Origin of the sequence: Cedecea sp. P7760 (genome assembly GCF_013386425.1) — a bacterium.
In the GTDB taxonomy this organism is placed as follows: Bacteria; Pseudomonadota; Gammaproteobacteria; order Enterobacterales; family Enterobacteriaceae; genus Cedecea; species Cedecea selenatireducens.
Genome location: NZ_JACARU010000071.1, coordinates 1 through 14,971, shown reverse-complemented (window position 1 = coordinate 14,971; position 14,971 = coordinate 1). Strand labels below are relative to the sequence as shown.

15 protein-coding genes are annotated in these 14,971 nt (G+C 54.2%); 5 read left to right on the top strand and 10 right to left on the bottom strand.

Features of this window, described 5'->3' with window-relative positions; all coding sequences use genetic code 11:
* Positions 1 to 144: 144 nt before the first annotated feature.
* Both HX778_RS21545 and HX778_RS21540 read right to left on the bottom strand, forming a co-directional pair.
* Positions 145 to 402: a YdgH/BhsA/McbA-like domain containing protein gene (locus HX778_RS21545; protein ID WP_038474258.1), complete on the bottom strand. Its 258-nt coding sequence runs from the start codon at positions 400 to 402 to the stop codon at positions 145 to 147.
* 181 nt (positions 403 to 583) lie between these two features.
* On the bottom strand, positions 584 to 1,210 hold the full coding sequence (locus HX778_RS21540; RefSeq protein WP_038474255.1) for a flavin reductase family protein: 627 nt from the start codon (positions 1,208 to 1,210) through the stop codon (positions 584 to 586).
* A gap of 101 nt (positions 1,211 to 1,311) precedes the next feature.
* On the opposite strand from HX778_RS21540, the gene rlmF reads away from it, so the two are divergent.
* On the top strand, positions 1,312 to 2,253 hold the full coding sequence (rlmF, locus tag HX778_RS21535; protein WP_176983029.1) for a 23S rRNA (adenine(1618)-N(6))-methyltransferase RlmF: 942 nt from the start codon (positions 1,312 to 1,314) through the stop codon (positions 2,251 to 2,253).
* On the opposite strand, the gene ybiO is transcribed toward rlmF, so the two are convergent.
* The 6 genes from ybiO to rhtA all read right to left on the bottom strand — a co-directional run bounded on the left by ybiO (position 2,254) and on the right by rhtA (position 8,956).
* Complete coding sequence (gene ybiO, locus HX778_RS21530) at positions 2,254 to 4,512, bottom strand: mechanosensitive channel protein (protein ID WP_176983028.1); 2,259 nt, start codon at positions 4,510 to 4,512, stop codon at positions 2,254 to 2,256. It lies immediately after the preceding gene.
* A 126-nt stretch (positions 4,513 to 4,638) separates the two neighbouring features.
* Complete coding sequence (gene glnQ, locus HX778_RS21525; RefSeq protein ID WP_038474247.1) at positions 4,639 to 5,361, bottom strand: glutamine ABC transporter ATP-binding protein GlnQ; 723 nt, start codon at positions 5,359 to 5,361, stop codon at positions 4,639 to 4,641.
* A complete protein-coding gene (gene glnP / locus HX778_RS21520; RefSeq protein ID WP_008461026.1) occupies positions 5,358 to 6,017 on the bottom strand; it encodes a glutamine ABC transporter permease GlnP in 660 nt (219 codons plus the stop codon). The genes glnQ and glnP overlap by 4 nt, the downstream gene beginning before the upstream one ends.
* A 128-nt stretch (positions 6,018 to 6,145) precedes the next feature.
* Positions 6,146 to 6,892, bottom strand: coding sequence for a glutamine ABC transporter substrate-binding protein GlnH (gene glnH, locus HX778_RS21515; protein ID WP_038474244.1), 747 nt, complete (start codon positions 6,890 to 6,892; stop codon positions 6,146 to 6,148).
* 362 nt (positions 6,893 to 7,254) lie between these two features.
* The gene (gene dps / locus HX778_RS21510) at positions 7,255 to 7,758 is read right to left on the bottom strand and encodes a DNA starvation/stationary phase protection protein Dps (RefSeq protein WP_038474241.1); all 504 of its coding nucleotides are present in this window, start codon (positions 7,756 to 7,758) and stop codon (positions 7,255 to 7,257) included.
* A gap of 310 nt (positions 7,759 to 8,068) precedes the next feature.
* On the bottom strand, positions 8,069 to 8,956 hold the full coding sequence (gene rhtA, locus HX778_RS21505; RefSeq protein ID WP_038474238.1) for a threonine/homoserine exporter RhtA: 888 nt from the start codon (positions 8,954 to 8,956) through the stop codon (positions 8,069 to 8,071).
* Positions 8,957 to 9,326: 370 nt separating this feature from the next.
* Between rhtA and ompX the strand changes: the two genes are divergently transcribed.
* A complete protein-coding gene (ompX, locus tag HX778_RS21500; protein WP_038474235.1) occupies positions 9,327 to 9,833 on the top strand; it encodes an outer membrane protein OmpX in 507 nt (168 codons plus the stop codon).
* 71 nt (positions 9,834 to 9,904) lie between these two features.
* Here the strand turns inward: ompX and HX778_RS21495 are convergent, their stop codons facing one another.
* The gene (locus HX778_RS21495; protein ID WP_176983027.1) at positions 9,905 to 11,488 is read right to left on the bottom strand and encodes a phosphoethanolamine transferase; all 1,584 of its coding nucleotides are present in this window, start codon (positions 11,486 to 11,488) and stop codon (positions 9,905 to 9,907) included.
* Positions 11,489 to 11,810: 322 nt separating this feature from the next.
* On the bottom strand, positions 11,811 to 11,939 hold the full coding sequence (gene mntS, locus HX778_RS21490) for a manganase accumulation protein MntS (RefSeq protein WP_176983026.1): 129 nt from the start codon (positions 11,937 to 11,939) through the stop codon (positions 11,811 to 11,813).
* Positions 11,940 to 12,129: 190 nt separating this feature from the next.
* Here mntS and mntR point away from each other — a divergent pair, with 190 nt between their 5' ends.
* The 3 genes from mntR to HX778_RS21475 all read left to right on the top strand — a co-directional run bounded on the left by mntR (position 12,130) and on the right by HX778_RS21475 (position 14,879).
* Complete coding sequence (mntR, locus tag HX778_RS21485) at positions 12,130 to 12,597, top strand: manganese-binding transcriptional regulator MntR (RefSeq protein ID WP_038474227.1); 468 nt, start codon at positions 12,130 to 12,132, stop codon at positions 12,595 to 12,597.
* A 2-nt stretch (positions 12,598 to 12,599) separates the two neighbouring features.
* Entirely contained in the window at positions 12,600 to 13,718 is a 1,119-nt protein-coding gene (locus HX778_RS21480; protein WP_038474224.1) for an SLC13 family permease, read from the top strand.
* 117 nt (positions 13,719 to 13,835) lie between these two features.
* Positions 13,836 to 14,879 carry an aldo/keto reductase gene (locus tag HX778_RS21475; protein WP_176983025.1) on the top strand — a complete coding sequence of 348 codons (1,044 nt, stop codon included), beginning with the start codon at positions 13,836 to 13,838 and terminating at the stop codon, positions 14,877 to 14,879.
* The last annotated feature ends 92 nt before the right edge of the window (positions 14,880 to 14,971 follow it).

The following is a 14,971-nucleotide window of genomic DNA, read 5'->3' as shown; positions in this document are numbered from 1 at the left end:
TGATTGTTTGGCGCTAATAAAGTGAGTTAATTCACAGATGAGCTATATAAGTATCATATGATTGCTTAAATATTTTTTCGTAGCGGAGAAATAAAAATGCCCCGCAAAGTGGACTGCAGGGCATTTTGCTGGCCTGGACAAGGGCTATTTGTAGATAGTGGCGGTGCCGTACAGGTGGTTATCACCGCCCGCAGAGTTAATCACGTAGCCGGTTGCACCCTGTTCTTTGGCTTTTTCTGCCAGTTTGGCCTGCAGATCGTCAAGGTTGCTGGCTTTGGCCGTCACGGTGCCAATAGGTTGCATTTGACCAAGGTTTGCGTCACTCATTTCCTGGGCTGCCATGGAGGCAAAAGGCAGTGCAGCAAGAGAGATAACCGCAGAGAAATACAGCAGTTTTTTCATCTTTACATCCTCTTGAGCGTTAAGAGCGTAACACCTTTTTGTTGTCTGACAGTTACAGTTTAGTTCTCCTGCTGGCAGGCAATGACGCAAAAAATTGATGGACTTGTGCGTGTTTTTTGAACGATAAAACTTGACCTAAAACTGACAAAAAACACACATTTATGTGGCTGATATTGTTGATTTAACGGGCGTCGGGGCGGACGAGGTCGAAACGCAGGGATTCATCGACCGTGTAATAGGCGGTGGGCCCCCCGGCTCGCAGCACGGGTTTTGCCAGCGCCGTCTGGTAAATGCCGTCGATAAGCAGTTCTTCATCAATATGCACGGCAACGACTTCACCCAGCACCAGCCAGCTGTTTAGCTCGTCGCCGTCGGCAGACGTCAGGCGAATGCACTGCGACAGGCGGCACTCAAAGTTGACCGGGCTTTCCGCCACCAGGCTGGCGTTGACCTTCGTCCCTGCAACCGGCGTCAGGCCTGCGCGCTGAAACTCATCTTCGCCACGGGGGAGCGTGACGGAAGTTTCGTTCATCTGTTCGGCAAGAGGGCGTGTGGTCAGGTTCCAGACGAACTCTTTGGTGTCGAGGATGTTCTGGACGCTGTCTTTCCAGCCGCTACTGGCGAAACCAATGATTGGTGGGCGATAGTTAAAACAGTTAAAGAAGCTGTAAGGTGCGAGATTACGCTGGCCCTGCAGGTTGCAGGAGGAAATCCAGCCAATCGGGCGCGGCCCGACAATAGCGTTCAGCGGGTCGTGCGGTAAGCCGTGGCCCACCGAGGGCTCGTAGTAATAACGTTTTTTACTCATTGCGCACCTGAATTGATGTTGAAGAGGTCAAATCGCCGTCGATGTATTTACCCGACGCAGAGAGCAGAGTATCTTACGCGCCCACACAAGGAGAAGCCCCGATGAAAACCCCAGCCGCCACTAAACCCGGTTTGCACCCGCGCAACCGCCACCGCAGTCGCTATGACTTTGCCGCGTTAACCGAAAGCAGCCCGGCGCTGGCCGCGTTTTTGCGTCAGGGGCCGCACGGTGACACCACCGTCGATTTTGCCGATCCGTTAGCGGTTAAGGCGCTGAACCAGGCATTGCTGGCGCATTTCTACCAGGTAAAGCAGTGGGATATTCCGGAAGGTTTCCTTTGCCCGCCGGTGCCGGGGCGCGCGGACTATATTCACCATCTGGCCGATCTGCTGGCGGAAGGTAACGACGGTGCCGTGCCCGCTCAGGCTTCCGTGCTGGATATCGGCGTGGGCGCCAACTGCATCTATCCGCTGATCGGGCAGCACGAATACGGCTGGCGCTTTACCGGCTCTGAGCTGGACGATGCTGCGTTCCGCAGCGCCCAGCAAATTATTGACGGCAATCCTGGGCTGAGCCGCATGATTCGCCTTCGCCGCCAGAAAAATGCCGCCTGTATTCTGGACGGGATTATCCATAAAAATGAAACCTACGACGCCACGCTGTGCAACCCGCCGTTCCACGACTCGGAGGCAGCGGCCCGCAGCGTGAGCGAACGTAAGCGGCGCAATCTTGGGCAGAGCGAAGATGGCGCGCTTAACTTCGGTGGCCGTGAGCAGGAGCTGTGGTGCGAAGGCGGCGAAGTGGCCTTCGTTAGCCAGATGATCAAAGAAAGTAAGGCTTTTGGTCGCCAGGTTCTGTGGTTCACCTCGCTGGTGTCAAAAGGTGAAAATCTGCCGGCGCTGTACCGCGTGATGCAGGAAACCGGCGTGGTGAAAGTGGTGAAAAAAGAGATGGCCCAGGGGCAAAAGCAGAGCCGTTTCATCGCCTGGAGCTTTATGGATGATGCCCAGCGCGCACGCTGGGCAAAAAACCGCGGGAAATAATTAGCCGGTCGGGCTGGCGGGGGGTAACGCACCCGCCGCCGCTTCTGAGGCCTGTAAGGTCTGCACCGCATCGGCACCCGGCTGCATGACCTGCACGGTTTGCACCGGTGGCCTGATGCCCGCATCATCAAAGTGTTTTTTGACCATGCCGTCGAGCGCGTAGCGCACCGTCCACTGTTTTAGCGGCAGGGTGGTAAAGGTGACTCTCACCGTAAAGGCCTGGTTTGTCAGCCCCACGATGCCCGAGAACGTCGGCTCGCCAATCACCAGCATGCGAATATCTTCCTGGCCCATCAGCGCTTCCACCGCCTCTTTCAGCACCCGGTTAGCTTTATCCACGTCCTCCTGCCTGTCGACGTCATAGTTTGCGACGAAGGAGCCGATCCCGCGCACAAAGTTGGCGAAGGTCGTTATCGATGACCAGGGGATGATGTGGTAAGCCCCGGTATCCTGGCGGACGCCCACCGAACGGATAGACATTTTTTCTACGGTGCCGGTAATCGCCCCGATGGTGACGTAGTCGCCGGTGTTCATCCCATTTTCAAACTGAATGAATATCCCGGTAATAATATCCTTTACCAATGTTTGCGAGCCAAAGCTTATCGCCAGCCCCAACGCGCCCGCCCCGGCCAGCAGCGGCGCAATATTCACGCCAATTTCAGAAAGCAGGATCATGATAGTGATGGTGCTTATCACCACGGCCAGCGCGTTGCGGAACAGCGTCAGCAGCGTGCGGGCCCGCGCACTTGGCATCGGGCGGCCGTGGATATCCGACGCGAGGCGGTTTTCGATCAGGCTTGCCAGCAGCGTCCAGCCGACCGCAGAGAAGAAAAGGATAAGCACGATGCGAATCAGGATATCGACGGTTTTCTCTCCTGCTCCCTGGGTAAGCCATTGCCAGACATCGAAAAGTCCCCAGGCATCCAGCAGCAGCATGACTGCTACGCAAACGGTAAGAATGCGCGCCAGCTTCAGCGAGACGGATATCCAGCCGTTAAGGCGTTTTTGTAGCTCGGGGTAATTACGCTGTACCTGTGGAGAAAGGGTGATGGTTTTTGCTATCCAGCGTGAAAGCATGCCGGAGATAAACGCCGCCACGCCGACGATCGTCAGGCTGTGCAGCGAGGCGCCCATCATGAATTTCAGGCTGTTGCCCGGATCGAAGAGCGAAAGGAAAAACAGCACCACAAAATAGAGGCTGGCGAGCCAGTGCCAGATGAGCGCAAAAGCACGAATAAACAGGCTAAAGAAGCTCATTGAGCGGTCTGCCAGGTGAATCAGACTTTGCTGGATGGCGCGTTTATTGTGAAAAATCAGGTACTGCGCCCAGACGGTGATCAGCAGCATCACCACCACGTTGACCGTGGCGCTGATCTGGGCGTTGACCTGATTGGCGAGAATCGGCACCACCACCAATAATCCGTAGCCAATGAGCGTACTCAGCCACGAAAGGCGCAGGCTCCAGTAACGGGCGCCCTGGTCGCCGATGGGGAAGGGGCGCAGCGCCGGGAAGCGCGGGCTGAAAATGAGGCGCAGCACGGCTTTGAAGAACTCGATAAGCCCAAAGGCGTTGAGAAACAGCCCCTGCTGGCGCGCGATGGTGGCGTTGCCGGCGTTCATTTTGTCGCTGAGGAGCTGCCCGACGAACAGCGTCAGCGCCAGCAGCAGGATATCCACCGCGAAAGCGCCGAGGATGGTTATCGGCAGGTGAAGCCAGTTGGTATGGTCGCGATTTTTTCTTCGCCCCCAGTCGCCCATTTTGGCCCACAGCGGCCGGACGCAGGCGCGAAGCAGAAAATAAAATACGAAGACGGCGCTGGCAAGCATCGCGAAGTGGCTCAGCGCATTGAAGAAAGTCTGCTGGTTAAAGGCTTTCCTCGGTGCGCTGGCAATGTTTTGCTGGAGCTGCTCAAAGCGCTGCGTGAGTTCTCCCCCGTAGCGGCGACTGACGTCGGTGACGTTTTCGAGCACGGTTTTATCTTCGGTGAGCGTGTCCGGTGGCGTGATAGCAGGCACGCCTGGCGAGGCGTCGTCAGCGGCGACTTTGCGAAGCTGCTCGATGAGTTCACTGCGGGACCTGGGGTTGTCCAGGACGTCGGCGAGCGCCGAATAAGCTTTTTTCTTTTCTTCTACGCCGGGCTCTGCCGGTGCTGCGGTACTGCTTTGGGACGTTGAGGCGGCAACGGCGGCGGCGGGTAAGGTGACCGCATGGCCGGGCAGGCTCATCAGGCTAAACAGTAATATCAGGATCCATCGCACAGCGCTCCTCCGGACTGAGAAATCGGACAAAGGAGTAAGTATAGTGGCTAAGATTTTGGTGAGGTAAAAAGCGGGATAATTCCAGAAAAAGCAGGGCGGCCAGGCTTAGCCGCCCTGAGTGAAACGTTATGCGACGTGCTGCAGGAACTCGCGCAGGCGCGGGCTCGGCGGGTTGTCGATAAGCTCCTGTGGGTTACCGTCTTCCGCCACGCGACCTTTATCAATAAAGATCAGGCGGGAGGCCACCTTGGCGGCAAAGCCGACTTCGTGGGTGACGATAACCATGGTCATGCCTTCTTCAGCCAGGTCCTGCATAACTTTCAGGACTTCGTGACGCAGTTCCGGGTCAAGGGCCGACGTTGGCTCATCAAACAGCATCATCTTCGGTTTTACCGCCAGCGCGCGGGCGATAGCCACACGCTGCTGCTGGCCGCCGGAAAGCTCTGACGGGTAGTGATGCGCGCGCTCTGCCAGGCCAACCTTCGCCAGCAGCTCTTTGGCCAGCTTATCGGCAGCGTCTTTCTTCATGCCGCGCACGCGGATCGGGCCGAAGGCGACGTTTTCCAGCGCCGTCAGGTGCGGGAACAGGTAGAACTGCTGGAACACCATGCCGGCTTCCTGGCGGATCAGGCGATCGTCGACCTTCGGATCGTTTACCTTCAGGCCGTCGACGATCAGGTCGCCGCTGGTGATTTCTTCCAGCTTGTTGATGCAGCGCAGCAGCGTGGATTTACCGGAGCCGCTTGGCCCGATAATCACCACCACTTCGCCCTGTTTGATGTTCAGGTCAATATTGTGCAGCACCTGGGTTGGACCAAAGTGCTTGGAGACGTTTTTAAATTCAATCACAGGATTTTCATCCTTCTTTCAAGGCGACGCAGCACGAAGCTCAGCACCAGGGTAATAATCAGATAGAAGACCGCAACGGCGCTCCAAATCTCCAGCGCGCGGAAGTTACCGGCGATAATTTCCTGACCCTGACGAGTCAGCTCTGCCACACCGATAACGATGAACAGCGAGGTGTCTTTGATGCTGATTATCCACTGGTTACCCAGCGGCGGCAGCATACGGCGCAGCGCCAGCGGCATGATTACGTGGCGAATGGTTTCACGTTTAGACAGCCCCAGCGCCAGGCCAGCTTCCTGGAAGCCTTTGTGGATAGACAGTACCGCACCACGGGTTATCTCTGCGATGTAAGCCCCGGAGTTGATCATGATGGTGACGACGGCGGCGCTAAACGGATCGATACGCAGATCGGTAAAGGCCATCGGCAGGGCGAAGTAAATAAACATTACCTGCACCACGATAGGCGTGCCGCGAATCACTTCGATGAAAACAAGGGCAACGTGGTTGGCAATCCAACCGCCGTAGGTGCGAGCAAAGCCCGCGACTAAACCAATTACTAAACCGCCGCAAAGCCCCAGGATTGAAATCCATAGGGTCATCTTAGCGCCTTCAAACAAGATGGGAATTGCAGGCCAAATGGCGCTCCAGTCAAACTGCATGATGTGTTCCTGTTGTCTACCGTGGTTCACCTCTTTGCGCTTCAGACCGGGGTCTTAAGGCGCTGGAGGCGTTTAATAATAAGAGGGGCGAAAGGCGCCCCTCAGGTCTTACTTAACGCTTAGAATTATTATTTTGGTTCAGTACCGAACCATTTTTTGTAGATTTCGTTGTACGTGCCGTTCTCTTTCAGGGTTTTCAGCGCGCCGTTGATTTTGGTGCGCAGTTCGTCGCTGCCTTTAGGCAGGGCGATGCCGTATTGCTGTGCTTCCAGAGACTCACCTACCGCTTTGAACTGACCGTTACCGGCGGTTTTGATGAAGTACAGGATGTTTGGCGTGTCGTGCAGAACCGCGTCAGCGCGGTTGGTGCCCAGTTCCATGTACGCGTTATCGATGTTAGGGAACTGACGCAGGTCTTTGGTTTTGATGTTGGCTTTCGCGTAATCAACGGAACCGGTGCCGCCTTTAACCGCGACCACTTTACCGTCCAGATCTTTTACGCTTTTGATGTCGTTGTTGTTGGCTTTGACCATCACCAGCAGGCCGCTTTTGTAGTAGCCGTCGGAGAAGTCGATCGCTTTTTCGCGCTCAGGGGTGATGGTGATACCGGCCAGCGCCAGGTCAACGTTTTTAGTTTGCAGGGCAGGAATGATGCCGCTGAAGTCCATTGGCTTCAGGGTGTAGTCCAGCTTCAGCTCTTTAGCGATAGCGGCCCACAGATCCACGTCAAAGCCGACATATTTATCGCCTTGCTTGAATTCAAAAGGAACGAACGCGGTATCGGTCGCAACGACCAGTTTTTTATCAGCGGCATGGGAAGATACTGCAAAAGCCAGGGTAAGTGCTGCCAGTGAAACTTTCAAAATCGACTTCATAGCATTTCCTTTGTTAATCCACGGGGCGATCCCCTGCGTCAGCGGCGACTCATGAAAGAATCGTGCCAAAATTGCAACTTACTGTTTTGCAAGGATGTGATTATTTAACATTGCACATTGAGCGTTGCAAGTCAGTCATAACGCACCGTTATGGTGCACCATTTTGGTGCGCAAAATGAACCGGCAGGGTAGGGGGTAGTTTTACCGCGAAATCAGAGGACAAAACAATCATTCGTTAACGATTGTGTGAGGTGATTATTACATTTTATTAACTTTGGGCTATGAATTGAGCAATGGTCTGCGCTGTTTTGGTGCAGGCCCCGACCCCGGGCGGGGAGGAGGCCATAGGAAAAAACTATGCGTTATTCAATGTTGGACTCGATGAACCACAGGAATTTGTCCAGATCGCGGGATGCGGCGGTCAAAATATCTGCGGTGTCTTCGTCTTTCGCTTCACTGACGGCTTTACGCACGTCGTTGGCTACGATGGCATAACGATCGGCCAGTTCTTTCAGGTGTTCCTGAACGGTATGAATGTCGAGCGGGTAGCTTTTCAGCGGGGTTTTGCTGTTGATCACCTGAGTGGTGCCCAGAGCAACACCGCCCAGCTGCACGGCACGTTCGGCCATGGTGTCGAGGTGTTCGGTCAGCGCCGTGCGGAAGCCGTCCAGCATTTCGTGTACGGCAATAAAGTTAGCCCCGCGCATGTTCCAGTGAGCCTGTTTGGTAATCAGCGACAAGTCGATGAACTGGACGACCTGGCGATTCAGCAGCTCGATGGTGGCTTTTTTCTCGCTGTCTTTCACATCATTGCGGGTATATAGCAGGTTTGTAGATTTAGTTTTTACCAGTTTAGCGGTACTCATAATCTTTCATCCTCTTGATGTTGGTGTCCCAATGAATTACCGGCAATAAGTATAGCACCGCTTTTTTACTTTGCTGGTGAGGGTAATACCTATCAAACCGATAGCGAGAGGAAAGTGGTAAAAGCAAATGCATTGTGGAACAGTGGGTTATCTCTACTTTCAAATTCGTGTCAAAAAGAATGAATAAATATGACAGCGAAAAGAAAATAATTCTTATTAAGTATTGCCCAGTGGACAAAATATAAGTGCTTGATTGCGGGTAAATCATTTAATGCGGTAATTATCACCGCATTAAATGCAGGGCGACGGATTAATTTATGTCGACATTTTTAAGCTGCGTTTCGCGCTTCATGGTCAGCGTTGAACCCACTGAAGCTGCGATGATGGAGAGCAACGCCAGCCATTGCACCAGCGTCAGGTGCTCACCGAGGAACAGCATGCCCGACAGCGCCGCAAGGCCGGGTTCCAGGCTCATCAGCGTGCCGAAGGTGCGGGTAGGTAACCTGGTTAACGCAATCATTTCCAGCGAGTAGGGCAGCGCCGTCGAGAGCACGGCAATCGCCAGGCCAACGGGCAGGAGCGACCATTGCAGCAGCGAGCTGGTCGCTTCCCATGCGCCCAGCGGAACAAAGATAATCGCCGCAATCAGAGAACCAAAAGCAACCGTCGCCGGGCCGTGCTCTGCGCCTGCTTTTTGCCCGGCAATAATATAGACCGCCCAACAGGCACCTGCCCCCAGCGCATAGGCAGCGCCAGCAAGGTCAACGTGGGAGATATCCTGGCCCAGCGGCAGCAGGAACCACAGCCCGGCGACCGCCAGCACCACCCAGATAAAGTCCACCGCCCGGCGTGAGGCAAAGAGCGCAACGGCCAGCGGCCCGGTAAATTCTAGCGCTACAGCAATGCCCAGCGGCACGGTGCGCAGCGAGACATAAAAGAGGTAATTCATGCTCCCCAGCGCCAGCCCATAAAACAGCAGAGGTAGACGCTGCTCTGGCTTAAAGCGCAGTCGCCAGGGCTTAAAAATCACCACAAGGATTAGCGTCCCCAGAAACAGACGCAGCGAAGTGACGCCCTGGGGGCCAATGAGCGGGAATAATGATTTAGCCAACGAAGCGCCGCTCTGAATTGACGTCATGGCAATAAGCAGAACCACGATGGGCAGCCAGCGCGGTATATTACGGGAGGTTTGCGGCATCCTGTACCTTGTCAGTATTTGTTTGTATTTGGTCAAGAAAATAAAAGTCAGCCCAGTCTAAAGGATTAAGTTATGGCTGGTTGAATTTTCATTAAGAAAAATTCTCATGGCGTGGAGTAAGATCGGGCAGTTTTGTCAGTTTATGTCAAAAATAATTCCAGAATTATCTGAATGACGGAATTGTTATAGGGGTTAATATTTGCCGTCGCACGGCCTTATTCCTCAAGTTTTTTAGTGAGTTAACATGTAGTGGAAATGTTATGTTACATGAAAAGGTTCATTAGACAACACAATTGGCGAAGAGTTTCTGTCATCCTTTTGTTATATTTAAAACTTAGGACTTACTTGAAGCACATTTGAGGTGGATATTATGAAAAAAATTGCATGTCTTTCAGCACTGGCCTGTGTACTGGCCGTTTCCGTAGGTACCGCATCTGCAGCAACCAGCACCGTAACCGGTGGTTATGCTCAGAGCGATATGCAGGGCGTTGCTAACAAAGCTGGCGGTTTCAACCTGAAATACCGTTACGAAAATGATACCCCGCTGGGCTACATCGGTTCCTTCACCTACACCCAGAAAAGCGACACTCAGGACGGCGTGTACAACAAAGGTCAGTACTACGGCATCACCGCTGGTCCTGCTTACCGCATCAACGACTGGGCAAGCATCTACGGCGTGGTCGGTGTTGGCTACGGTAAATTCCAGCAGACCGCATTCCCAGAGCATAACTCTGTGAGCGACTACGGCTTCTCCTACGGTGCTGGCCTGCAGTTCAACCCAATCGAAAACGTTGCTCTGGACTTCTCCTACGAGCAGAGCCGTATTCGTAGCGTTGACGTTGGCACCTGGATTGCTGGCGTAGGCTACCGCTTCTAATCCCTTCCGGGATTGAAATAAAAAATCCGCCCACGTGGCGGATTTTTTTTACCTGTAAACCGGCTGGCCGATTAACGCGTCCTGGTCTCAAAGATATCCGTCTGCAGATGAGTATAGTCCACTCTCTGTAGATTGAAGTTGGTAATCCAGGTCGGCCCGGCTTTTTGCTCGGAAATAAACTTGTACTTCGGCGTGAGTTCTTTCGCCTTAATCCCCGTCCATGCAGAGAAGAAATTCAGGAAGTCATTGGCGCTGCGGCGCGCTTTAATGAGCCTGTGCGTAGCGTCGTCGCTCGACAGCACCATAAATGGCACCTGGAAATTCTGCTGAAACTTATCGTCATGCGCCAGGTACTGCACGTCGGTGCCACGCTCTTTAAACGCCAGCCCGTGATCGGAGAAATAGACCATCGAGAAGCTGTTCCCGGTGTTTTGCAGCTGCAGATAAAGCTGTTTTAGCAGGTCGTCGGTTTGCGTCATGCTGTAGAGATAGCAGGACGTCTCTTTGGACTGGACAAAATCTTTATATTTGCCCTGAGTACGATCGCAGGCCTGCGGATGAGAGCCCATCAAATGCAGCACAATCAGCTGCGGCGTACTGCGCTGCGTGGCAAAAACCTGAGCCGTCATTTTTAACAGCGCTTCGTCGCGGGTATTTTTATCGGCCTCAAAATCACCGTTCTTCAGGAACTGCACTTCATCGGCGCGTTTTGCGATGCTGGCGATGGCGGTATCGTATTCGCCGATTTGGCCCTGATTTGAGAACCACCACGTCTGGAAGCCGGCGCGGTTTGCTAAGGTGACAAAGTTATCCTGATACTGTGGTTTGCCGTCTACAACGCGGTTCAGCGTCAGCCCCAGCGATTTTTGCGTAGAGCCGCTGGCGGAGACGTAATCCATAAACAGGTTGCCTTTTACCTGGCTTGCAAACGGGGTGTTATCCCAGTGGCCGCCAAAGGCACCCAGCGCGTCGCGGCGGGCGCTCTCGCCAATCACCACCACATAAGTGTGGTACTTAGGCTGAACAGAAACCACGTTCCAGGAGTCTTTCTGCTGAGAAAGCTCCTTCATGCGGGTCTGTTCTTCAATGACTTCGTGGTTATTGACCACGACGTCTTTCACAAAGCGAACTACCGGGTAGCCCGTGTCTTTAAATTTAAATACGCCGCCGTAGGCGAGGTTGTTCAGCGGGGTGACGAAAAAACAGCCCACGCTGACGGCCAGGCATAAGCTATCGAAATGACTCCACCGGCGTTTTTCTTCACCTTTGCGGCGCAATGCCATTACGCCAAGCGCGAGAATAAAGAGGGAAACCACGTAGCTGTACCACGGGAAGATAGTCATTATCTCCGTGGACTCTTCAAAATTGGTTGAGTGCAGCGCCAGTAACGTATTGAAGTTCGGCGAGCCGTAGGCCTGGCTAAACGGGAAGTACATCGCAGCCACGGCGCTGCAAAGCCCAATCAAGACTTTCTGGAAACGCGGTGTCGTGCGCCAAAGCAGTAAAAGCACGCAGCTAAAGGCAACCGCGTAAAGCAGGCTAAATTCGTAGCCGAGCGCAAAGTTAATTAAAAGGGACTGAAGAAAATAGAAACCGGTCCACGGATTCAGCATGATTCCGCGAGCAGTCAGGGTATCTTTAACCGTTACATTCATCTTTATTATGGTCTTGCAAAACGCCATGCGGTGACCCTGGCGATAAGGGTAGAGCCTGCCTGACAGACGGAAACGAAGGGGAGTAGCACCGCATCTGCGAGCCGCTTCATGTGCAGGGCTGCAAGAAGATAGAGCCGTAAGATAAGAAGATCAACTGATAACAGACAGCTGTTTTGCGAGACGGATAGCAAATCCGACAAATGATGGGGTTAAAGCTCGGCCAAAGTAGCCATTAGCGGGAATTTTGCAGGGAGAATGTGACAAAAGAATGACCGTTAGCCACCAACGCTAAGCGGAGTCGCCAGGCGGCGGATGCCTGGCGTTATTGGGTTTTTTCTTCTTTTTGCTGCGATTTGCCTGAAACCCAGTCACAAATCATGTTCAGCAGCATTAAGCGTACCTGGAAGGGAGATTGAGTAAACACGTTGATGCACCTCTTAAATTCGTTCATAGCGTCCTCCTGTTAGCCGTGCGACCGTTTTTCCATAAACAGGTCTGACTGCATTACATACAGGTATAGCACAGGCTATATTTTATAGCCATGGCTATTTCGTTAAATTTTTGTGGATGAGCAATGCTGGTTTACAATGACGCCTTCCGTTGTCAGATGACGACGCCGCGCCACTGGAAGAGGAAGCACTATGAGCCGTCGGGTAGGGCAAAAGAACAGCGAAAAAGTGACGCCATTACCGAATATTGAAGAGCATGTTGAGGGCTTCAGGCAGGTACGTGAAGCGCACCGCCGTGAGTTAATTGATGATTATGTTGAGCTGATTTCTGATTTGATTCATGAAGTGGGTGAGGTTCGCCAGGTCGATATGGCCGCTCGCCTGGGCGTTTCCCAGCCTACGGTGGCAAAGATGCTAAAGCGTCTGGCCTCCGTTGGCCTGATTGAGCAAATCCCGTGGCGTGGGGTCTTTTTAACGCCGGAAGGTGAAAAACTGGCGCAGCAAAGCCGCGAGCGCCATCAAATCGTTGAAAACTTCTTTCTCGCGCTGGGCATCAGCCCGGAGACCGCGCGCATTGATGCCGAAGGCGTCGAGCACCACGTCAGCGAAGAGACGCTGGACGCTTTCCGTAAATTCAGCGCAGAGCGGGGTATCGGCTAAACATGCTGCTGCGTCTGGCGCAGCCTTTCCTGCGCGATCGATTCCTGCATTTATTACTGCTTATCGGCGTTGCCCTAAGCCTGGCGGTGCCGTTCCGCCCGGCTTTGTGGCCCGCGGCTATCGACTGGCACACCATCATTACCCTGACCGGGCTGATGATGTTGACCAAAGGTGTGGAGCTGAGCGGGTATTTCGACGTGCTGGGCCGCAAGATGGTGGCGCGCTTTGCCAACGAGCGCCAGCTGGCGCTGTTCATGGTGGCGGCAGCGGCGTTGCTGTCCACCTTCCTGACCAACGATGTCGCGCTGTTTATCATCGTTCCGCTGACCATCACGCTGAAAAAACTCTGCTCGGTACCGGCCAGCAAGCTAATTATCTTTGAGGCGCTGGCGGTCAATGCCGGCTCTTTGTTAACGCCTGTCGGTAATCCACAGAACATCCTGCTGTGGGGGCATTCAGGGCTTTCCTTCGGGGCGTTTACCTGGCAGATGACGCCGCTGGCGCTGGCGATGACCGTCAGCCTGCTGGTGCTGGCGTGGTTTTGCTTTAAGCCAAAGCCGCTGCACTATGCTGGCGAGGCAAATGAAAGCCAGTGGCAGCCTAAGCTGGTCTGGTGCTGCCTGGCGTTCTATATCGTGTTTATTCTTGCGCTGGAGCTGAAGCTTGAAATCTGGGGGCTGGGGTTGATTGCGCTTGGGTTCCTGGTACTGGCGCGTAAAGTACTGCTCAGCATCGACTGGAGCCTGCTGGCGGTGTTTATGGTGATGTTTATTGACGTGCACCTCATCACTCAGCTTCCGGCGTTGCAGCATTCGCTTCAGGGCGTGGCTCAGCTTTCTTCAGGCGGGCTATTTAGCCTTGGCGTCTTGCTCTCACAGTTTATCAGCAACGTTCCTGCCACTATTTTGCTGCTGAACTATGTGCCTGCCTCGCTGCTGCTGGCCTTTGCGGTCAATATTGGCGGTTTTGGCCTGTTGCCAGGCTCGCTGGCGAACCTGATTGCCCTTCGTATGGCAAACGATCGCCGCATCTGGTGGCGCTTCCACCTTTACTCTCTGCCAATGCTGCTCTGGGCGGCGCTGGTGGGCTACGGTTTATTGCAGCTACTTCGCTACCTCTGATTCAGGCAGAAACAGGCAAGGAATGAGCAGAAATTCCCCATTCCAGAGCCGGACTCGACGCGTATAACTAACAGTCCGCACTCTTCCTTCCTGAAACCCTGACCATGAGGTACCGCTATGCGTTATAAAAAACTAGGTAATACCGGCCTGTTTGTTTCAGAGCTTTGCCTTGGCACCATGACCTTTGGCGGCGAAGACGGCATATGGGGCAAAATTGGCCAGCTCGCGCAAAAAGATGCCGACAGCCTGGTCGGCAGTGCTCTGGACGCCGGGATTAACTTTATCGACACGGCCAACGTATACTCCGGCGGGCGTTCGGAAATTATCACCGGGCAGGCGCTGAAAAACCTTAACGTGCCGCGAGAGAATGTGGTGGTGGCTACCAAGGCATTTGGCGAAACCGGCACCGCCGGGCCGAACTCCCGTGGCTCATCGCGTTTCCATCTCCTGAACAGCGTTAAAGATAGCCTGCAGCGGCTGCAGCTCGACTATATCGACCTGTATCAGCTCCACGGCTTTGACCCCGCCACGCCGATAGAGGAAACGCTTCGTGCGCTGGACTCGCTGGTGCAGCAGGGACTGGTGCGCTATATCGGCGTCTCTAACTGGGCGGCCTGGCAAATCATGAAGGCGCTGGGGATCTCCGAAAGGTTGGGGCTGACGCGCTTTGCCTCTTTGCAGGCCTATTACACTATCGCCGGACGTGACCTGGAACGCGAGCTGGTGCCGATGATGCAGAGCGAGGGCGTCGGCCTGATGGTATGGAGTCCGCTTGCGGGCGGGTTGCTTAGCGGTAAGTACGATCGCGACGGGAAAGCCGAAACCGGCAGCCGCCGCCTGGAGTTTGATTTCCCGCCGGTCAACAAAGATCGCGCGTTCGATTGCGTGGATGTGATGCGCGAAATTGCCGATGTAAAAGGCGTTTCCGTGGCGCAGATTGCGCTGGCGTGGCTGCTGCATCAGCAGGCGGTGACGACGGTGATTATCGGCGCGAAACGCCTCGAGCAGCTCGGTGACAACATCGCCGCGACGGGCATTCGCTTTAGCGATGATGAGCTTGAAAGGCTGAACGCGGTGAGCGAGCTGCCGCGGGAATATCCTGGCTGGATGCTGGAACGGCAGGGCGAGTATCGCCGGGAACAGCTGAAGAATCAGTTTTAGTCAGAGGTCAGCTTTCCCCCTCACCCCGGCCCTCTCCCAGAGGGAGAGGGGGAAAACAAAAGTTATGGGAAACATTGTTTATTCCCTCTCCC